We start from the raw sequence: 19709 nt of genomic DNA, 5'->3' as shown, positions 1-19709 counted from the left end.
GTCTACGTTTGGTCCCATGCTCCTGGAACAGCGCGCCCGCGACGGCATCCTGGCGGGGACGATCACCGTGCTGTTCCGGCGCTGGCGCTCGCCCCAGGTCGTGGCCGGGCGCCGCTACCGTACGACTGCGGGCCTCCTCGACGTCGAGTCGGCAGCTGTGGTGCAGCCGGGGGACATCTCGCCTGCCGACGCTGAGTTGGCCGGCTATCCGAGCGTTGCCGACTTGCTGGCCAACCTGCGTGGCGATTCCGCGGCGCCGCTCTATCGCGTGGCGGTCCGCCCGGCACCTGCCGACGCCTCCGACCCACGCGACGTGCTGGCGCGAAAGTCCCGCCTGTCGGCTGGTGGGCGCGCCGAACTGGACAAGCGCCTGGCGCGGCTGGAAGCCGGCCGTTCGCCGTGGGTCGAGGAGACGCTGCGCATCATCGCCGACCATCCGGGCGTCTCGGCGCGCGAGCTGGCGGAGAGGCTCGGCCGCGAACGGGACGCCTTCAAGCTCGACGTCCGCAAGCTCAAGGCCCTCGGCCTGACGCTCAGCCTCGAGGTCGGCTACCGGCTCTCGCCGCGGGGGAGGGCGTACCTGCGGGGCAAGGCTTAGTGTGGCGGGCATGAGCATCGACGCGCGGGCCATGTGGGTGCGATTCGAGACCTACCACGACGTCACGTACTTCACGCCGGAGAGCCGGGCGGCGACCGATGCCCTTGGCTGCAAGGGCGGCTGGATGGGCTACTTCGGCATGCGGGCAGCGCCACTCGGCGCGGTGTCGCCGGAGTTGGTGACCGCGCTGTTCTACAACTTCGCTCCTTCGCGGGTTGGGCGCGCTCTGCCGGACGCGTGGTCGGTGGCGTCGCCGTCCGCGTACCTGCGTACGCGGTTGTCCGGAGCGGACGCCGCGCTGCGCCGGCTGCTGCCGGCCGATGTGCTCGAGGGTGCCGATCTGGCGGAGGCGGCTGCGCTGCTGCGTTCGGCGGCCTCGCACGCGCCGACGGCCGGCCGGGCCCTGGCCGCCGCCAACGCGGCCCTGCCATGGCCGTCCGAGCCCCACCTGGTGCTCTGGCAGGCAGCGACCCTGCTCCGCGAATCCCGCGGCGACGGCCACGTGGCGGCACTGGTCTCGGCGGGTCTGGATCCATGCGAGACGCTGGTCCTCTTCGGCGCCGAGCATGGTTTGTCGGAGGACTACATGCGGGCCGCCCGCGGCTGGTCCGAATCCGAATGGTCCGACGCCCAGGGGCGCCTCACCTCCCGCGGCCTGCTGACCGCCACCGGTCTCACCGAAGCAGGGGCGGCGTTGCGTGCATGGGCCGAGTCCCGAACCGACGAGGGAGCGGCCCTGCCCTGGCACGCGATCGGCGAGCAGGCAACCGCCCGAGCCGCCACCCTCCTCACCCCGATCGCGCTGCGCATCGCCCAGGGCAACGAAGCGATGGCGGTCAACCCGATGGCCCTGGACCCCGTCGCCGAGTTGATCAGGCTGTCCGAGGCCGGCGACAACGCGTTCGGACAAGGAGAAGGGCGCCTCTCCCCGGGCTGATGCCGTAGGAGAAGCGCCCTTGCCCTTGTGCTCTAGATGTCGAAGTAGAGTTCGAACTCGTGTGGGTGCGGCCGCAGCCGTACCGGGTCGATCTCGTTCGAGCGCTTCCAGTCGACCCAGGTTTCGATCAGGTCGGGGGTGAAGACGCCGCCCTCGAGGAGGTAGCCGTGGTCGGCCTCCAGCGAGTCGAGCACCTCGTCCAGCGACCCTGGCACCTGCTGCACTGCCGCGTGCTCGTCCGGCGGCAGCTCGTAGAGGTCCTTGTCGATCGGCTCCGGCGGCTCGATCTTCGAGCGGATCCCGTCGATCCCGGCCATCAGCATCGCGGAGAAGGCGAGGTAGGGGTTGCAGGACGGGTCGGGGACGCGGAACTCGATGCGCTTGGCCTTCGGGTTCGTACCCGTGATCGGGATCCGGACGCACGCGGAGCGGTTGCGCTGCGAGTAAACCAGGTTGACCGGCGCCTCGAAGCCCGGCACGAGCCGGTGGTAGGAGTTGACCGTCGGGTTGGTGAACGCGAGCAGCGAAGGCGCGTGCTTGAGCAGCCCGCCGATGTACCAGCGGCCGACGTCCGACAGGCCGGCGTACCCGAGCTCGTCGTAGAACAGCGGCTCGCCGTTCTTCCAGATGCTCTGGTGGCAGTGCATGCCGGACCCGTTGTCACCGAAGATCGGCTTCGGCATGAACGTGACCGTCTTGCCGGCGGCCCAGGCCGTGTTCTTGAGGATGTATTTGTACTTCATCAAGTTGTCGGCCTGCTTCAGCAGCGTGTCGAAGCGGATGTCGATCTCCGCCTGACCCGCGGTGCCGACCTCGTGGTGCTGCATCTCCGTCGGGATGCCGGCCTGGATCAGCTGCTTGACCATCTCCGAACGCAGGTCGGTCAGATGGTCCATCGGGGGTACGGGGAAGTAGCCCTGCTTGTAGCGCGGCTTGTAACCGAGGTTGCCGCCGGGCTGTTCCGCACCGGTGTTCCACGCCGCTTCGATCGAGTTGAGGAAGTAGTAGCCGGCGTCCGCCCGCGTCTCGAAGCGGACGTCGTCGAAGATGTAGAACTCCGCCTCGGGGCCGAAGAAGGCCGTGTCCCCGATGTTCGAACCCTTGAGGTAGGCCTCCGCCTTCCGCGCGATGTTACGCGGGTCGCGGCTGTAGCCCTCGCCCGTCAACGGGTCGTGAACGAAGAAGTTGATGATCAGAGTCTTGTGCTGACGGAACGGGTCGAGCATCGCCGATGTGGGATCTGGCAGCAGGAGCATGTCCGACTCGTGGATCTGCTGGAAGCCGCGGATCGACGATCCATCGAACATCAGGCCATCGCTGAAGACGTCGGCACTGAAGTTGCTCACGGGCAAGGTGAAGTGCTGCATGATGCCCGGCAGATCGCAAAAGCGGACATCGATGAACTCCACGCCCTCGTCGCTGACAAAGGCCAGTAGCTCGTCGGCGGTTTGGAACATATAGCCCCTCCTCGCATCTCTTGGGCTGTGACGGTAGGTACGAACGGTTTCCCCGCCGTGTCCGGCATGTTGCGCTGACGTTACGCCGAGGTTTGGTGGCTACGCTTCCCTTCGTGACAGCTGGGCATGCGGGCAGGGACGACTCAGAAGCCAATGATGGCACCCGGTCGGGGCCGCCTTCGGACACCGCGCCGGGCACGTTGGCCGGGTGGGGCCCGCGTGCCGTCGCACTGGTGATCGACTGGGTGGTCGCCAATCTGATCGCCTTTGTGATCGTACGACGACCAGACGTCTGGCAGGCGCCGGTCGACGGACTCGACTTCCTGCCGCTGGCCGCCTTCGGCCTCGAGGTCTGGCTGCTGACCGCGTTCCTCGGCGCCAGCCTCGGCCACCGGATCCGCGGCCTGGCCCTCGTCCGCCTGGACGGCAAACAGCCGGTCGGCCTCTGGCGCGCCCTGATCCGTACCGTCCTCCTCCTGCTCGTGATCCCGGTCTTCGTCATCGGCCGCGACCGCCGCGGCCTCCATGACCGCCTGGCAGGCACCGAGCTGGTCCGCGCCCGCTGAGCGCCTGCACCGGCCCGCACAGCCGGATCGGCTCGGCCACGCGGCGTGCTCCCCGTCGGGCCCAGGGGGCTCGACTAGGGTCGGCCGGGTGGACAACGCAATTCCCGGTCCGGGGTCGTTCCCGGCGGAGTACGGCTCCCCGCTGACGTCTGAGGACCAGGAGCTCATCGAGTACGCACGGCGCATCGTCGATGACAACGGGGACGGGGCCCTGCACACGGTTGGCTCGGCCGTCCGGGACGTCGACGGGCGCATGCACGGGGGCATCAACCTCTACCACTTCACCGGCGGTCCCTGCGCCGAGCTGGTCGCCCTCGGCAACGCCCGCGCCCGGGGAGCGCGTCAGCTGACCACGATCGTCGCGGTCGGGGACCACGGCAGAGGCGTGATGTCGCCGTGCGGACGCGACCGCCAGGTCCTGCTCGACTACTACGCCGGCATCCGGGTCCTGCTGCCCACCGACCGCGGCGTCCGCAGCGTCCCGATCCAGCAGCTGTTGCCCACGGCGTTCCGGGCGGCGAACGGAGTCCGCCAGCAGGTGCGCTTCCACCCCGACTACCTCGAGCCGGTCCGCTCCGGCGCCAAGCGGACGACGATCCGCTTCCACGATCCCTTCCACACCGGCCCGGCCGACCTCGTCTTCGAGCTGGACGAGGAGGTCGTGCTCCACGGCGACGTCACCCGGACCAGCCACAAGCACGTCCACGACCTCACCGACGACGACGCGCGAGCCGACGGCTTCGCCGACCTGGCCGAGCTGATGGAGCGCCTCCGCTTCCACTATCCCGATCTCCAGCCCACCGACGAGATCGACGTCGTGCACTTCGAGCTCGAACGCTAGCGGTCGCAGAAGGCTTGCCAGGCGGAGATTGACGGCTGGTCGCGCAGGCGGTAGTCGAAGCCTTCGGCGTAGTCGATGTCGAAGTAGCTCACGAACAGTGCTTTGTGCTTGATGGCGTACGAGGTCAGGTCACGCAGCCACGCGGCCCGCCCGGCGCCGGAGGAGTCGGAGGCCAGCTTGATCGACCCCAGCTCCGCCAGGCCCCACGGCTTGCCGATCGCCTTCGCCGTGGCGACGATCGTCGACAGCTGTTTGGCGGCGCTGTAGTAGACCTGCGGGTCCTGTTTCCAGCCGTGGTTGTAGACGTCGAACGCGAGTACGTCGATCACGTCGCCGCCGGGGTAGTAGTCGCGCCAGTGGCGGCCGGACCGGGAGTCGAGGCTCCAGTCCATCAGGATCAGCGTGGCCCGCAGTCGCGGGTTGGACGCCGCCGCGGCGAAGCCGTCCAGCCGGCGCCAGGCCGAGCGGTACTCCGCGGCCGTGAACTCGCCCTTCTCGATGTCCTCTTCGGGCTCGTGGTGCAGCGTCCAGTAGATGTCGCGATCGCGTGGAGCTTCCGAGAACCAGGCGCGCAGCACCGTGTCGTAGTCGCCCGCGTTCACGAGCCGGGGGTCGAGCTTCAGCGACACCACGACCGTACGCGCGGCCTTCCCCGCCCGTCCGGGCCAGACAGACGGCACGCCGTAGAAGATCCGCGCCATCCCGAGGTCGCCGAACCGCCGGTCCTCCGCCGCCAGCGCGTCGGTCGCGGTCTGGCCGCCCTCCGGGAGATACGAGGCCCCGCACAGCGTCCCGCCAGGCGGGGGCACCTTCCGCTCGCGAGCAGAAGCAGTGGGGGAGGCCGGCGGCTGCCCGGAATCCCCGCCCTTACGTCCGGTCTCCGCCGGTACGTCACGCCGGGCCGGTCCCTGCGAAGGCGCGACCCGCGGCGACGGCGCGGTGGACGACGACGGCGGACGCGGCTCGCCGTTGAGCGTCAACATCGCCCGGTCACGGCCGAGCAGTTGCGGCCCGAAGAACCCGGCCACCAGTAGCGATGCGACCACCAGCACACCCACTGCCAGGATCAGCACCCGGCTACGTCGGGTCAGCCTGATTCGCACCCGCACACGCTAGCGTGCGCGCGGGGCCCCGGGCGGCATCTTGACGTTCTTCGGCAGCGGACCCTTCGGGATCGGGAGGTTCTGCCGGTTGGCCGACAGTGCCTTCAACCGGAACAGCAGCTCGGTGACCTCGTTCGGGCGAAGGTTGCGCGGCAGCTTCATCACGTGCGAGGAGAGCTTGCGCAGCGGCACCTGGCCCTCCTCGTCACCGACCACAACGTCGTAGATCGGGGTGTCGGGCGCGACCCTGGCGTGCTTGCGCTTCTCGTTGGCCAGCAGGTTGCCGACGCGGTTGGGAACGCCCTCACCGACCAGGATGATGCCGGGCCGGCCGACCACGCGGTGGACGATGTCCTGGTTACGCGTGACCGAGATCGCCGGGTCGACCGTCCAGCCGCGGCGGAGCGTCTGCAGCGCGTTGGCGCCGGCGCCGAGCTGGCCTTCGAGCCGGGAGTAGGCGGCTTTCTCCACCCGCCGGCCGAACACGATCATCATGAGCAGGAAGCCGACGGGTACACCGGTCAGCCCCCACAGGATGGGGTTCTTGAGGATGAAGCCCAGCCCGACGAACACCGCGACCACGCCGAGGAAGATCCCGGCGAGCAACAGCCCGATCGTCGGCTGTGCTTCCTTGGTGATCTTGTATGCGGCACGGACCTGGGCGATCCTTCCGGGCTTCTTCTCCGGGTCCTGTGCTGAGTCGCGCTTGGCCATGGGCAAAGCTTACGGGTGAGTCGGCTCCGGCAACCTACGGGATTCCAATGCCTGCTGGTAGAGCCGCCCAGCTCGGTACGAAGACCGAACCAACGGCCCCGACATCACACCGGCGAAGCCGATCTCGGCCGCCTCGGACTGCAGCTCGACGAACTCCTCCGGCCTGACCCAGCGCTCGACCGGATGGTGCCGCGCCGACGGCCGGAGGTATTGCGTGATGGTCAGGATCTCGCAGCCGGCGTCGTAGAGGTCCTGCATCGTGGAGGTGACCTCGGAACGCTCCTCGCCCATGCCGAGGATGAGGTTCGACTTGGTGACCAGCCCGAACTCGCGAGCCTGCCGGATCACGTCGAGTGAACGCTCGTAACGGAAGCCGGGCCGGATCCGCCGGAAGATCCGCGGCACGGTCTCGACGTTGTGCGCGAACACCTCAGGCCGGGTCGAGAACAGCTCCGACAGCAGCTCACCACGCCCGGTGAAGTCGGGCGCCAGCATCTCGACGCCCGTGTCGGGGTTGAGCTCGTGCACCTGCCGGATCGTCTCGGCGTAGAGCCAGATGCCCTCGTCGGGCAGGTCGTCGCGGCAGACGCCGGTGATCGTGGCGTAGCGCAGGCCCATCGTGCGGACGCTCTCGGCGACCCGGCGCGGCTCGTCGCGGTCGAGGTCGGCGGGCTTGCCGGTGTCGATCTGGCAGAAGTCGCAGCGCCGCGTGCACTGGTCGCCGCCGATCAGGAACGTGGCCTCGCGGTCTTCCCAGCATTCGTAGATGTTGGGACAGCCGGCCTCCTGACACACCGTGTGCAGACCCTCACGCTTCACCAGCGAGCGGAGCTCGGTGTATTCCGGGCCCATCTTGGCGCGTGTCTTGATCCACGACGGCTTCTTCTCGATCGGGGTCTCGCTGTTGCGGACCTCGAGCCGGAGCATCTTGCGTCCTTCTGGCGCGATCGTCACGGTTAGAGCCTACGTCGGTGCGTTTTCTTTGGCGGCAGGTACGGTGTCGAGCGTGTCTATGCGTGTAGTTGTCGCGTCGACGAACCCCGTCAAGAAGCGGGCGGCGCTCGACGCGATCCGGATCAGCCTTGGCCACGACGACGCCACGATGGTGACGGTCGAGGTCGACTCTGGCGTACCCGCCCAGCCGTACGGCGACGACGAGACGCTCAAGGGCGCTCGCAACCGCGTCGACGCCGCCCGCCGTGAGGTGCCCGACGCCGATCTGTGGGTCGGCCTCGAAGGCGGCGTCGTCGAGCGCGACGGCTGCCTGGAGGCGATGGCCTGGATCGTGGTCGACGGCGTGGTCGAGGGCAAGCCGTGCCGCGGCGAGAGCCGGACCGCGACGTTCACGCTGCCCGAGGAGATCACGGCGCTCGTACGTTCGGGTATCGAGCTCGGCGAGGCGAGCGACCGTGTGCTCGGCGGCACCAACACCAAGCAGACGACCGGCACTGTCGGCCCGCTGACCGGTGGCGTGATCGACCGCGGCTCGTACTACTCCCACGCCATGGTCCTCGCGCTGATCCCGTTCCGGAATCCGCGACTCGACTTCAGCTGAGTCGCCGCAGGGCTTGCCGCACTGACCTTTCAGGCGCCGGGCGCCGCGGCGACGCTCTGGAACGCCTCCGACAGTTGACGCTCCACCACCGGGAGCACGTCGAGCACGGTGACCGTCCGGCCGAGCTCCTTGCTGAGGGAGGAGACGCCGGCGTCGGCGATCCCGCACGGAACGATGCGGTCGTAGGCGGACAGGTCGCAGTCGCAGTTGAGTGCGAAGCCGTGCATCGTCACGCCTTGCGAGACTCGCAGGCCGATCGCCGCGATCTTGCGATCCGGGCCGCGGGAGTCGGCCGGCACCCACACGCCGCTCCGGCCCTCGATCTGCTGTGTGCGCAGGCCCGCGTCGGCGCAGACGGCGATCAGCGCCTGCTCGAGCCGGCGTACGAACGCCACGACGTCGATCGGGTCGGGCAGCTTCACGATGGGATATCCGACCAGCTGTCCGGGCCCGTGCCAGGTGATCTTTCCGCCTCGATCGACGTCGATCACGGGCGTACCATCTAGAGGACGTTCGTGTGCTTCTGTACGCTTGCCTGCGGTAAAGACGGGTGGGTGTTCGAGAAGTAGCACAGAGTCGGGGACCTCGTCGGCTACGCGACGGGCGTGCAGGTTGCGCTGATCTGCCCAGGCCCTGTCGTAGTCGACGGCGCGGTCACCGAAGCCGGCGTGCAGAAACCGCAGTGAGCTCACCTTAGTGAGTGTAGGGGTGTCCGTAGGGAATCCTGGATTGGCGTGGGGCGAACTTGTCGAGTAAAGACGCAAACGTCGAGGGCTACACCATCGAGGGATTGCTCGGCGAAGGGCCGCTGGGCGAGTTGTGGCTGGCACGTGAGGACGCCACCGGCGCGCGGGTGACACTGCGCCGCGTCGACACCCAGACCCAGACCCAGGAACGCGCTCGCCGGCTGCTCGGAACACTCGAGGCGATCCAGCACCCCAACCTCCTTCGCGTCCGCGAGATGGTGCCGATCGACGACGACATGGTGGTCGTGTCCGACTACGCCGAAGGCGGCACGCTCGAGGAGCTGCTCCGGGTCCGGCACAGCCTCGACCCCGGTGAGGTCGTCTCGTTCGCCGCCCCGATCTCGCAGGCGCTGGCGCTGGCCCACCGGTTCGGCCTCGCCCACGGCGCGGTCTCTCCGGACGCGATCTGCTTCGCCGCCGACGGCACGCCGTTGCTGGCCGACCTCGGGCTGGCCGGCCTGCTCAACCCCGAAGACCCGCCGCAGCCGTCCGACGACATCTACGCCATGTCGGCGATCTGCTACACCACACTGACAGGGCTCCGGCCAGGACCCGGTGAGCGCCGCCGTCCGATCTACATGGTGAGCCCCGGCGCACCGCCCGGGCTCGCGCACGTGATCGAGGCCGGTCTGCAGGTGCAGCCGCAGTTGCGTCCGGATGCCAACGAGCTCGCCACCCAGCTGATCGGCTCGACGCCCAAGGTCGCGATCCGCTTGGTGCCGCCCCAGCGCCGTGAGCCGCTTGCGCAGCCCTCGACCGGCCAACCTGGCCAACCGGTCCAAGCAGGCCGGCCGAACCAGCCGAACCAACTGGGCCGGCCGGCTGCCACCGCCCAGAGCGCCGGGCCGTGGCAGCCGCCCGGTCAGCAGCACAGCCGGCAGATGCCCGACTCCCGGACCGACACCGGCAGCCATCGGCCGATCCTGGATGCCGACTTCGACGACGATGACGACGAGGGCAGCTCCGGCAGGCGCCGGACGGCGCTGCTCGTGTCGGGCGTCGGCGTCGCGGTGGCGATCGTGCTGGCGCTCACGCTGGCGTGGGTCTTCACCCGTGACACCGACGAGCCGGTGGTCCAGCCGACCTCGCAGCCGTCGGCGTCTCCCACCAAGTCGGCCGGCAGCAGCACCGCCGCCCCGCAGGACGACGGCAAGATCCAGCGCTGGAGCGCGGTCCTTCGAGGGCTCGACACCCGCCGCGCGCAGGCGTTCGCCGCGCTCGACGTGAAGCTGCTGGAGAAGACCGACGTCAAGGACTCCAAGGCCTACCTCGAGGACAAGAGCCAGATCGACCTGCTGAAGAAGGCCGGCTACACCAAGGCGTTCCGCGTACAGCGCACGTACGAGATCCAGACCGTCGACGACAGCAAGAAGGACCGCGTCGTCCTCGAGGTCACGATCCAGCCGCGCGCGGCGGTCCTGGAGGCGCCGGGTGGCAAGCGGCAGGCCTGCGGCACCAACGCCAAGCAGAAACAGGCGATGGTGCTGACCCGCGTCGACGGCGCCTGGCTGGTCCAGATCCGCAGCATCCGCGACGGTACGAAGCGGCACCCGGTCTGCCCGCCGCCGGCCCAGCCCGAGAGCTAGCCGTGCCCGCCGTACCACACGGCGCAAGCCGGACGGAGATCTGGAAGGCTGTGCATCATGCAGGGTGACTTCCAGGTCGAGGGCTATGTCATCGAGGGCTTGCTCGGTGCCGGGTCCACCGGTGAGCTCTGGCTCGCCCGCGAACAGGCGTCTGGGCAGCAAGTCGCGCTGAAGCGGTTCCGGCCGCGGGACGAGGAGGCGCAGCGCGAGGCCCGCCGGATGGTCAACACGCTGGCACAGCTCTCGCACCCCAACCTCCTCCCGGTCCGCGAGATGGTGTCGCTCGGCGAGTACTTCGTGATCATCTTCGACTACCCCGAGGGCGGCACGCTCGACCAGTTGCTCACCGTTCGCGGCACCCTGCACCCAGGTGAGATGGTGACGATCGCGTCGGCGATCGCCGACGCTCTGGCGACCGTGCACCAGATCGGCCTCGTCCACGGTGACGTCAACCCGGAGTCGGTCGTGTTCGCCGCCGACGGCCGGCCACTGCTCACCGATGTGGGCGTGATGGGGCTGATCGAGCGCGACCAGTTGCTCGGCACGCACGGGTTCACCGATCCGGCGACGCTGGCCGAGGACGCCGGCCCGCCGACCGCCGCCTCCGACGTCTACGGGCTCGCGGCGGTCTGTTACATCGCGTTGTCCGGCACCACGCTCGACTCGCAGCAGCAGCGCCGGCCGCTGCACCAGATCGCGCCGGGTGTTCCGCCCGGCCTGGCACACGCCGTCGAGGCCGGACTGCAGGCCGATCCGAGCGCGCGGCCGTCCGCCGGCTCGTTCGGCGGCCAGTTGATGTCGGCGGCTCCGGCCGCGACTGTCCGGTTTCCCGAGGGTGGGCTCGGCCAGGCGCCGTTCGCGCTGCCCGATGCCGGCGACCAGTTCGTGATCGGCACGGATCCAGCGCAGGGGCCGCAGAACCCCCAGCAGTCCCCGCCCCAGCAGCCGCCGCAAGGCTCGCCGGGGCTGTTCGCCCGCGAGACGCCGCTGGCCGAGCCGTCCACGTCGTTCACTCCGCAGGCCAGCCGGCTGACGTTCGACGACGACGAGGACGACGACCGCGACGAGCGCCGCGAACGCAAGCGGCGGCGCAAGCAGCAGAAGGCCTCGCGCCAGCAGGCGGCACGACAGCAGCAAGCCACCGCTCAGCAGGAGGCACCGGCCGAGCCGCGGCCGAAGACCGGCCTCCCGCTTCCCCGGAACGCCTTGCTGGCGATCGCGGCCGGCGTTGTGCTCGTACTCCTGGTCGGCGGTTTCTTCGCGTTGAGGGCGATTACCGGCCCGGACGAGTCCGGCGGGCCCAAACTGGCCGGACCGAACGCCGAGAAGTGGTCAGGCGTCCTCGACTCGCTCGACGAGCTGATCAGCGCGGCGTACCAGGCCGGCGATCCCAAGCAGCTGGAGGCCGCCTACAAGCCGGGCTCGCTCGCGCTGAAGGAAGACCAGCACACGATGCAGGCGTTCCTGCTCGACCAGGGCTGGCAGGGCGCGAAAGGCTTCCACGCCGAGACTCTCGAGCTCACCGTGACCGAGGAGTCCGACACCAAGGTCGTGCTCAACGCCGTTCTGCAGCGGCAGTCGTTCGTGGCGTTCAAGAACGACGGCACAGAGTACGAACAGCAGGCAGCCGACCCGGTGCGCTACCGGATCACGCTGGCGCCGGACGGCAAGGGAGGCTGGGTCTTCTGGACGCTCCAGAGGCTCGACAGCACCGCGTCGCCGTCGCCGGAAGAGGGGGAGTGAGCAGGACATGGCTGGCGACTTCCGGCTACCCGGCTATGACGTCGACAACCTGGTGTCGGCGAACGCGACGGGCGAGGTCTGGCGGGCTCGCGTACAGGCCAGCGGTGAGATCGTCGCGCTGAAACGCGTTCGCCCGCGCGACCCGGCCGCGGCCGACGGCCTACGCCGGCTGGTGACCCTGCTCAACCTGATCTCCCATCCGCACCTGCAGCGGGTCCGCGAGCTGCTGCCGGACGGAGAGCAGTCCGTACTCGTGCTCGACGACGCCGACGGCGGCAACCTCGACCAGCTGCTGTCCGGCCGCGGTGGCATCGAGCCCGGCGAGGTCGTCACCTCGATCGGCCCGGTCGCCGAGGCGCTCGGCGCGGCCCACGAACGCGGGCTCGTGCACGGTGACATCACGCCGGCGTCGATCGTGTTCACCAGCGAGGGTCGTCCTATGCTCGCCGACATCGGCCTGCTGCAGCTCGTGGGCGGCGGCGTCGACCTGTTCGGCGGTGCGGCGGCCGGTCCGGGGGGTTCGAACGGGCCAGGGGGACCTGGAGGTCCGGACGGTCCAACGCCTCCGGAGGACGTCTACGCGCTGGCAGCGGTCGCGTATGCCGCGCTCACCGGGCAGCAGCCGATGCCCGGGCAGCCGCACCGGCCGCTTCCCGAGCTGGTGCCGAACTGCCCGCCCGGGCTCGTCCACGCGGTCGAGGCCGGGCTCGCCGAGGTGGCCGCGCGGCGGCCGACGGCCGCGCAGCTGGCCGAGCTGGTGTACGCCGCGTGCCCGCCGGCGCCCGTACGTTTCCCGGTGGCGCTCACGTTGTCCGAGGCCGACATCGCGGAGGCGCTCGCCAAGGCCGAGCAGCTCGCACAGCAGCAGCCGCCGGGTAAACCAGGCGTGCCTGGACAGCCTGGGCAGCCAGGCGCGCCGGGTCCGCCGGGCATGCCTGGCCAGCCCGGTCAACCGGGACAGCCAGGAGGGCCCGGGCAGCCCGGCTTTCCGCCACAGCAGGGCGGTGCACCCGGTGGTCCGATGCCGCCGCTCGACCCGTTCATGCAGGCGCCCAGCCCGCCCGCCGACCGGCCGGGTGTCCAGCCCGGCGGGGGTGGCGGCGGCAACTTTCCGTCGTTCGGCCCGCAGTTCGACGACGTTGACGATGACGACCGCGGCGGCGCCCTCAAGTGGGTGCTGATCGCGCTGGTGGTCGTCGTGGTGCTCGGTGGCGGCGGGTTCGGCGTCTGGTGGTGGATGAACCGCCCGGACAGCGACCCGGTGACGCAGCAGACCCAGACCGCCGGCCCGGTGAACCCGACCAACGGCCCGACCCAGCAGCCGACCACCAAGCCGACGACCAAGCCGTCTCCGCGTACGGACGAGGACCGCTACCAGCTGATCCTCGAGGAGCTGGACGCCAAGCGGGCCGAGGCGTTCGCGTTGCCCGACACCGCTCCGCTGAGCGACGTCTACGTCGAGGGCTCGGACCTGCTGGCGCAGGACAGCAAGCTGGTCGGTGACTACGCCAAGCAGGGTGCACGGATCGAGGGCCTGCGCTACGTCATCCAGAGCCTGAAGATCGACTCGGAGACGCCGAAGCAGAACCCGACGCAGGTCGTGCTGACCGTGGTGAACCAGCGGCAGGCCTACACCGTGATCGACTCGAGCGGGAAGAGCTCGCCGCAGCCGGCGTCCAAGCCGGAACGCCAGCGGTTCACGCTGAAGCAGGTCGGCGGCACGTGGTTGATCGCCAAGACGATCAAGCTCTAGAGGCGAGCCGTTCGGTCAGCTGCTCGACGTCGGGCGACTCGAACTCGAAGCCGGCCTCGGTGAGCCGGCGGGGGAAGATGCGGGCGCTGCCGAGCAGTTCGTCGGAGAAGCCGCCGAGCACGGCCCGCAGTACCACGGCGGGCACACCGAGCACCGCGGGCCGGTGAAAAGCCCGCCCGAGCGCCCTGGTGAACTCCGTGTTGGTCGGCGGCTGCGGCAACGTCAGGTTGTAGGGCCCGGCGCAAGCCTCCCGCCCGACCACGAAGCGCACGGCGGCCAGCCAGTCGGCCAGCCCGATCATGCCCATGTACTGCTTGCCCGACCCGAACTTCGCGCCCAGCCCGAACCGGAACGGCAGCGACATCAGGGGGTAGACCCCGCCGCCGTGGCCGAGTACGACGCCGGTACGCAGCACCAGCACGCGCGCGCCGGCTCGTTCGGCCGGACGGGTGCACTCCTCCCAGAGCCGGACGGTCTCGGGGAGGAAGCCGGTGCCGGGAGCGGTGTGCTCGTCGATGGCCTGGATCGAGCGGTCCTTGCCGTAGTAGCCGATCGCGCTCATCGACACGAACACCTTCGGCCCGCCGAGCTCGGCCAGCGTGTTCGCGAGCGTGCCGGTCGTGGTGGTGCGGCTCTCGCGGATCTTGCGCTTGTAGCGCTCGGTCCACGGCACCCGGCCGACGCTGGCGCCGGCCAGGTTGACCACGACGTCGGCGTCGGCCAGCACCTGCTTGTCGACCACGCCGCGGGCGGGGTCCCAGGGGGATTGGCCTGGTCCGGACGGCTCATGGCGGACCAGGCGTATGACCTCGTGGCCCTGCCGCCCGAGATCGCCGGCGAGCGCCTGGCCCAGGAAGCCAGAGCTGCCGGCGATCACCCAGCGCATCAGCTGGTGAACTCGGCCGCGACGCTGCCGTCCTCGAGCCGCTTCTTGATCGCGGTCAGGAAGCGGGCCGCGTCGGCGCCGTCGACCAGGCGGTGGTCGTAGCTCAGCGCGAGGTAGAGCATGTGGCGAATCGCGATCGTCTCGCCCTGCGGCGTGTCGATCACGACCGGACGCTTCACGACCGTGCCGGTGCCGAGCATGGCGACCTGCGGCGGCGTGAAGATCGGGGTGTCGAACAGCGCACCCCGGCTGCCGGTGTTGGTGATCGTGAACGTTCCGCCGTAGAGCTCGTCCGGCGTGATCTTGTTGGTACGCGTGCGCTCGGCCAGGTCGGCGATCTTCTTCGCCAGGCCGGTCACCGACAGGTCGCCGGCATTGTGGATCACCGGGACCATCAGCCCGCGCTCGGTGTCGACCGCGATGATGAGGTTCTCGGCGTCGTGGTAGGTGACCTCGCCCTTCTCGGTGTCGATCGAGGCGTTGAGCTTCGGGTGCTCCTTCAGCGCGTCGATCGTCGCCTTGGCGAAGAACGGCAGGAAGCTGAGCTTCACACCCTCGCGCTGGACGAAGGAGTTCTTCACCTTGTCGCGGACCCGCGCGATCGCGGTGACGTCGACCTCGACGACGGTGGTGAGCTGCGCGGCGGTGTGCAGCGCCTCGACCATCCGCTCGGCGATGATCCGCCGCATCCGCGACAGCTTCTCCGTCGTGCCGCGCAGCGGGCTCGGCTCCACCGAGGCCGACGGCGCGGGTGCCGCGCTGGCCGCGGCCGGTGGAGGAGCGGCCTGGGCGGCAGCGGCGTCGCGCGCCTTGGCGGCCTCCAGCACGTCCTGCTTGCGGATCCGGCCACCGACGCCGGTGCCGTTGATCGTGCCGAGGTCGATGTTGTGCTCGGTGGCGAGCTTACGGACGAGCGGCGTGACGTACTGAGCGCCCGCTCCGGCCGCACCGTCGCCGTTGGTCCGGCTCGTCGTGACCGGCGCCGGAGCCGGCGACGAAGGCGTCACCTGCGGCGGAACGGTGGCGGTCTGGGCCGTCTGCTGCTGGGCCGGCTGCCGCTGGGCGGCGGGCTGCGGGGCCGGCTGCGCGGGGGCGGCCTGCTCCTGCGGCTCGGGCTCCTCGGCAGGCGGGGGACCGGCGTGCCGGGGCGCGGCGGCCGGTGCGGCACCTGCCTCGGACGCGATCACGCCGAGCTCGGCGCCGACCTGGACGGTCTCGTCCTCGCCGACCGTGATCCGGACCAGCGTGCCGGACGCCGGCGCGGGGATCTCGGTGTCGACCTTGTCGGTGGAGACCTCGAGCAGCGGCTCGTCGGCCTGCACGGTGTCGCCGACCTGCTTCAGCCAACGGGTCACCGTGCCTTCGGTGACGCTCTCGCCGAGCGCGGGCAGCGTCACCGACGTGCCGTCCGCCTGGCCGTCAGCGCCGGCCGCCGCCTGCGGTGCCGGCTCGGCCTCGGGCTGCGGTGCCTGCTCCTGGGCGGCCTGCTGGGCCGCCGGCTGGGGCTGTGCCGGCTCTGGCTCTGGCTCCGGCTCGGCCGCCGGCGCCTGCTGCTCCGGTGCCGGCGCGGGCGCGCCCGCGTTGCTGTCCTCGGAAATGATGGCCAGCTCGGCGCCGACCGCGACCGTCTCGTCCTCGCCGACCGTGATCTGCGTGAGTACGCCGGAAGCGGGCGCCGGGATCTCGGTGTCGACCTTGTCCGTGGAGACTTCGAGCAGTGGCTCGTCGGCCTGCACGGTGTCGCCTACCTGCTTGAGCCACCGCGTCACGGTGCCCTCTGTGACGCTCTCCCCAAGTGCGGGGAGGGTGACGGAGACCGGCATCCCTTGCTCCTTCTCCTGGTTGCGAACCAGCCGGGTCGTTGTTCTGTCTGTCTGCCCTGCGCGGCGGCAAGGCTAGTCGTGCGTGTGTAGCGGCTTCCCTGCCAGTGCGAGATGCGCCTCGCCAAGCGCTTCGCTCTGGGTCGGGTGTGGGTGGATCAGCTGGGCGACCTCACCGGGCAACGCTTCCCAGTTATAGATCAGCTGTGCCTCGGCGACGAGCTCACTTACCCGGCTGCCCACCATGTGGACGCCTACGACCGGGCCGTCCTGCTCGCGCACGACCTTGACGAAGCCCTGCGTCCTGAGGATCTGGCTCTTGCCGTTGCCGCCGAGGTTGTAGGTGTAGGTCTGGACCTCGCCGTACTTCTCCTTCGCGGCCGCTTCCGACAGGCCGACGGAGGCGACCTCGGGGTCGCAGTAGGTGATCCGCGGGATCCCGGAGTCGTCGAACGGCGCCGGACCGAGCCCGGCGATGTCTTCGGCGACGAAGATGCCCTGCTGGAAGCCGCGGTGGGCCAGCTGCAGGCCGGGCACGATGTCGCCGACGGCGTAGACGCCCTGGACGTTCGTCCGCAGCCGCTCGTCGGTGGGCACGAAGCCGCGGTCCATCGTGACGCCCTGCTCGTCGTAGCCGAGTCCGGCGGTGTTGGGACCCCGCCCGACCGCGACCAGCAGCAGGTCGGCGTCGTAGCTGTCTCCGGACTCGACCGTCAGGCGGACACCCGCGTCGGTGCGCTCGACCGATTTGTACGGGGTGCCGGTCTTGAACTTGATGCCTCGCTTGCGGAACGCGCGTTCGACCTGCTTGGAGCTGTCCGGATCCTCCGGTGGGAGGAGCCGGGGCAGCGCCTCGATGATCGTCACATCTACCCCGAACGACCGCCAGGCGCTCGCGAATTCCACGCCGATCACGCCGCCGCCGAGCACGATCGCCGACTTCGGCAGCTCGGTCAGGCCGAGGGCGTGCTCGCTGGTGATGATCCGCTCGCCGTCGATCTCGATGCCGGGGAGCGTCTTGGAGAAGGAGCCGGACGCCAGCACGATGTGCCGGCCTTCGTACCGGGTGCCGTCGACCTCGACCGCGTTGGGCGCGACCAGGCGGCCCTCGCCCTCGATGATCGTGAGGCCCTTGGCGGACTTGAGCAGGCCGGTCAGGCCCTTGAAGAGGCGGCTGACCACGCCATCCTTGTATTTGTTGACCCCGGCCAGGTCGATGCCCTCGAAGCTCGCCAGGACGCCGAACTCGGCGCTGTCGCGGGTCGCGTCGGCGACCTCGCCGGCGTGCAGCAGGGCCTTGGTCGGGATGCAGCCACGGTGCAGGCAGGTGCCGCCGAGCTTGTCCTTCTCGACCAGCGCGACCGACAGGCCGAGCTCGGCCGCGCGGATGGCACACGCGTAACCGCCGCTGCCCCCGCCCAGGATCACGATGTCGAACGAGATGCCGGCGTTATCCGCCACGGGTTCCTCCGTGCCGTCCGATTCGGGTACGTGTGGGTGTGCGAGCGGCGCCTGGTCGGCACCCGCTCGGCACGTCACGGTCATCTTTCCATCTCCGCCGGTTCCGCTGCCAAACGGGCCGCTGTGACTTCCGCCGCCGGCCGGGCTGCGTCATCGCCGCGTACCGCCCAGTCACTATGAGAAACTGCCGATGAGCACCTGTGAACAGGTGTCGGCGACACCAGGAACCCGGACGACGCCGGTGTCGTTTCGCAGTCAAGGGACGAGCCGCGTGGCCGCTCGATCGAAGTCTAGGAGGCACGACATGCTGGGGTGGCTGCGTCGCCGGACGCGAGGGAACCGGCGTAGCGCCGGTGGTGGGTCCTCGGACCAGCGCAAGCTGCGTAACGAGGCGATGGACCACCTGGAGCAGTTCGCGCGCTCCCGGACCGGCGTCGAGGGCTTCGTCGAGCCGCGCACGACTGTGACCGAGACCACGCTGCTGCTCGTGGCCAACGACGGCGAGTGGACCCGCCGGCGGGTGCCGGACGCGGCCTACGCCCACAACTTCGCCAACAAGCTCGGAGTCCCGAGCTATGACGCGGCGGTCGTCGGCTATCCGCAGCGGATGCGTGAATGGAATGCACGGCAAAAAGCCGACAAAGCTAAAAAAGATCAGGCATAAACAGAGAGTTACTGTTGATCTTTACGCTTTACCTTTCGTCCGCGTGAAGGTAAAGAATTGCTCGGTCTAGTTGTCACTCTGGGCCATTGTATGGCTAAGGTCTGGGCTTAATGCCCTGCCCCACTACGTAAGGTTCTTTGTGTCACATACACCCCTGCACCGCCGTGTGCGCTGGAACGCTCGTACATTGATCGCAATTCTCGTTCCGGCTTTCTTGATCATCGGCGGTGCATTCGCACTCACTATCGGAAAAGATCAAAAACCGGCCGCGGTCGGTGCTGTCGACAGCGTTGGCGCGCTGGCCGGCCGTGACCGCCAGGAAGCCAGCCGTGGCACCGAGCGTTCCGACCTGCCGGCCGCCCGGTCGGGCAAGCGGGCGCCGAAGCCCACGGCGACTCCCAAGTCGACTCCGACGCCGAGTGGGAAGCCCAGCATCAAGCGCAAGACCGCGAAGACGGCCACGCCGGGCTATTCCGTGCGCTACACCTCGCCGAACTGCTCGGCGACCTACTTCGGCGACTCCACGGAGTACCAGCCGCTCGCCAACGGCGGCAACTCCACGACGACGACCCACGGCGTCGCGTTGTGGGACTGGTCGTTCGGCACCAAGGTGCGGATCACGTCGCTCGAGACCGGCAAGAGCGTGATCGCGCCGGTCGTCGACCGCGGGCCGGCCAGCTGGACCGGAAACTGCATCGACCTCCTGCCCGACACCTGGGACGACCTGGGCGTTTCCCGGTCGCAGGGTGAGCAGGACGTCCGCTACGAGATCCTGCGCGCCAACTAGCGCCCACGGGGCGCGGCGTCCCGCGCTGGTCGCGAATGACCACGTTAACCACGTAATTGGCGGGTTAACCACGCCCCGGGGCGTGGCGAAGCTCCTGTTGGCGTGGCGAAGCGCTAATGACCACGTTAACCAGCCAAAGCCTGGTTAACGTGGTCATTGAGCCTTTTTCATCTTGGGTCCAGGCGGGTGTGGAGGGTGTGGATGGCTTTGGCGATGGCGCCGATCTTTGCGGGGGCTGTAGCGGGCGTGTTGGAGGATGCGCCAGTGTTTGAGGGGTGCGAGGCCGTGTTCGCATCTGGCGCGTAGCGAGGCCAGGGCGTGGTTGGCGGCTTTCTGGCCTGGTGAGCGGTCTCGGCCGGGGGTGCGACGGTAGCCGGTGAGCACGTGGTCGGCGGCGGGATCGGTGGCGGGATCGGTGGCGGGATCGGTGGCGGGATCGGTGGCGGGATCGGTGGTGGCGTAGGCCAGGTCGGCCACCACGAACAGGCCGGC

At 69.5% G+C, this 19709-nt stretch carries 18 protein-coding genes and 1 pseudogene; 10 read left to right on the top strand and 9 right to left on the bottom strand.

Features of this window, described 5'->3' with window-relative positions; translation table 11 throughout:
- The first annotated feature begins 16 nt into the window (after positions 1-16).
- Together ACYVF6_RS11245 and ACYVF6_RS11240 are read left to right on the top strand one after the other, a co-directional pair.
- On the top strand, positions 17-598 hold the full coding sequence (locus ACYVF6_RS11245) for an ASCH domain-containing protein (RefSeq protein WP_460519766.1): 582 nt from the start codon (positions 17-19) through the stop codon (positions 596-598).
- Positions 599-608: 10 nt separating this feature from the next.
- Positions 609-1535, top strand: coding sequence for an SCO6745 family protein (locus ACYVF6_RS11240; RefSeq protein ID WP_460519764.1), 927 nt, complete (start codon positions 609-611; stop codon positions 1533-1535).
- A 32-nt stretch (positions 1536-1567) separates the two neighbouring features.
- Here the strand turns inward: ACYVF6_RS11240 and glnA are convergent, their stop codons facing one another.
- The gene (gene glnA, locus ACYVF6_RS11235; RefSeq protein WP_460519761.1) at positions 1568-2992 is read right to left on the bottom strand and encodes a type I glutamate--ammonia ligase; all 1425 of its coding nucleotides are present in this window, start codon (positions 2990-2992) and stop codon (positions 1568-1570) included.
- Between the two features lie 113 nt (positions 2993-3105).
- On the opposite strand from glnA, the gene ACYVF6_RS11230 reads away from it, so the two are divergent.
- Together ACYVF6_RS11230 and ACYVF6_RS11225 are read left to right on the top strand one after the other, a co-directional pair.
- Positions 3106-3558 carry an RDD family protein gene (locus ACYVF6_RS11230; protein ID WP_460519758.1) on the top strand — a complete coding sequence of 151 codons (453 nt, stop codon included), beginning with the start codon at positions 3106-3108 and terminating at the stop codon, positions 3556-3558.
- Between the two features lie 88 nt (positions 3559-3646).
- Complete coding sequence (locus ACYVF6_RS11225; RefSeq protein WP_460519755.1) at positions 3647-4399, top strand: ASCH domain-containing protein; 753 nt, start codon at positions 3647-3649, stop codon at positions 4397-4399.
- On the opposite strand, the gene ACYVF6_RS11220 is transcribed toward ACYVF6_RS11225, so the two are convergent.
- The 3 genes from ACYVF6_RS11220 to lipA are packed head-to-tail and all read right to left on the bottom strand — an operon-like array spanning position 4396 to position 7143.
- Complete coding sequence (locus ACYVF6_RS11220; protein WP_460519752.1) at positions 4396-5502, bottom strand: glycoside hydrolase family 26 protein; 1107 nt, start codon at positions 5500-5502, stop codon at positions 4396-4398. The genes ACYVF6_RS11225 and ACYVF6_RS11220 overlap by 4 nt on opposite strands.
- A gap of 9 nt (positions 5503-5511) precedes the next feature.
- The gene (locus ACYVF6_RS11215; protein WP_460519749.1) at positions 5512-6216 is read right to left on the bottom strand and encodes a DUF4191 domain-containing protein; all 705 of its coding nucleotides are present in this window, start codon (positions 6214-6216) and stop codon (positions 5512-5514) included.
- Between the two features lie 9 nt (positions 6217-6225).
- Entirely contained in the window at positions 6226-7143 is a 918-nt protein-coding gene (lipA, locus tag ACYVF6_RS11210; protein ID WP_460519995.1) for a lipoyl synthase, read from the bottom strand.
- Between the two features lie 85 nt (positions 7144-7228).
- Between lipA and yjjX the strand changes: the two genes are divergently transcribed.
- Positions 7229-7771, top strand: a complete 543-nt coding sequence (yjjX, locus tag ACYVF6_RS11205) for an inosine/xanthosine triphosphatase (protein WP_460519992.1) — start codon at positions 7229-7231, stop codon at positions 7769-7771.
- A gap of 29 nt (positions 7772-7800) precedes the next feature.
- Here yjjX and lipB read toward each other — a convergent pair whose 3' ends face one another.
- Positions 7801-8463, bottom strand: coding sequence for a lipoyl(octanoyl) transferase LipB (gene lipB / locus ACYVF6_RS11200; RefSeq protein ID WP_460519746.1), 663 nt, complete (start codon positions 8461-8463; stop codon positions 7801-7803).
- A 53-nt stretch (positions 8464-8516) separates the two neighbouring features.
- On the opposite strand from lipB, the gene ACYVF6_RS11195 reads away from it, so the two are divergent.
- Genes ACYVF6_RS11195 through ACYVF6_RS11185 form a run of 3 tightly spaced genes read left to right on the top strand, consistent with a single transcriptional unit; the run spans position 8517 to position 13599 of the window.
- Complete coding sequence (locus tag ACYVF6_RS11195) at positions 8517-10103, top strand: serine/threonine protein kinase (protein WP_460519743.1); 1587 nt, start codon at positions 8517-8519, stop codon at positions 10101-10103.
- A gap of 57 nt (positions 10104-10160) precedes the next feature.
- Positions 10161-11846, top strand: a complete 1686-nt coding sequence (locus tag ACYVF6_RS11190) for a serine/threonine-protein kinase (RefSeq protein WP_460519740.1) — start codon at positions 10161-10163, stop codon at positions 11844-11846.
- Positions 11847-11853: 7 nt separating this feature from the next.
- Positions 11854-13599 (top strand): protein kinase family protein, encoded by a 1746-nt coding sequence (locus tag ACYVF6_RS11185; RefSeq protein ID WP_460519737.1) that lies wholly within the window; start codon positions 11854-11856, stop codon positions 13597-13599.
- On the opposite strand, the gene ACYVF6_RS11180 is transcribed toward ACYVF6_RS11185, so the two are convergent.
- The 3 genes from ACYVF6_RS11180 to lpdA form a co-directional block, all read right to left on the bottom strand.
- The gene (locus tag ACYVF6_RS11180; protein ID WP_460519733.1) at positions 13589-14485 is read right to left on the bottom strand and encodes an epimerase; all 897 of its coding nucleotides are present in this window, start codon (positions 14483-14485) and stop codon (positions 13589-13591) included. The genes ACYVF6_RS11185 and ACYVF6_RS11180 overlap by 11 nt on opposite strands.
- On the bottom strand, positions 14485-16308 hold the full coding sequence (sucB, locus tag ACYVF6_RS11175; RefSeq protein WP_460519730.1) for a 2-oxo acid dehydrogenase subunit E2: 1824 nt from the start codon (positions 16306-16308) through the stop codon (positions 14485-14487). The genes ACYVF6_RS11180 and sucB overlap by 1 nt, the downstream gene beginning before the upstream one ends.
- Before the next feature lie 72 nt (positions 16309-16380).
- Positions 16381-17850, bottom strand: a complete 1470-nt coding sequence (lpdA, locus tag ACYVF6_RS11170) for a dihydrolipoyl dehydrogenase (protein ID WP_460519727.1) — start codon at positions 17848-17850, stop codon at positions 16381-16383.
- Between the two features lie 220 nt (positions 17851-18070).
- On the opposite strand from lpdA, the gene ACYVF6_RS11165 reads away from it, so the two are divergent.
- The gene (locus ACYVF6_RS11165) at positions 18071-18430 is read left to right on the top strand and encodes a hypothetical protein (RefSeq protein ID WP_460519724.1); all 360 of its coding nucleotides are present in this window, start codon (positions 18071-18073) and stop codon (positions 18428-18430) included.
- A 187-nt stretch (positions 18431-18617) separates the two neighbouring features.
- Positions 18618-19217 (top strand): septal ring lytic transglycosylase RlpA family protein, encoded by a 600-nt coding sequence (locus ACYVF6_RS11160; protein WP_460519721.1) that lies wholly within the window; start codon positions 18618-18620, stop codon positions 19215-19217.
- 153 nt (positions 19218-19370) lie between these two features.
- Here ACYVF6_RS11160 and ACYVF6_RS11155 read toward each other — a convergent pair.
- Positions 19371-19709 (bottom strand): annotated as a pseudogene (locus ACYVF6_RS11155) (hypothetical protein); the annotation flags it as partial.

The sequence above is a fragment of the Flindersiella endophytica genome, from assembly GCF_054779015.1.
Note: the sequence above shows the minus strand (reverse complement) of the source record. Positions and strands in the feature narration are given on the sequence as shown.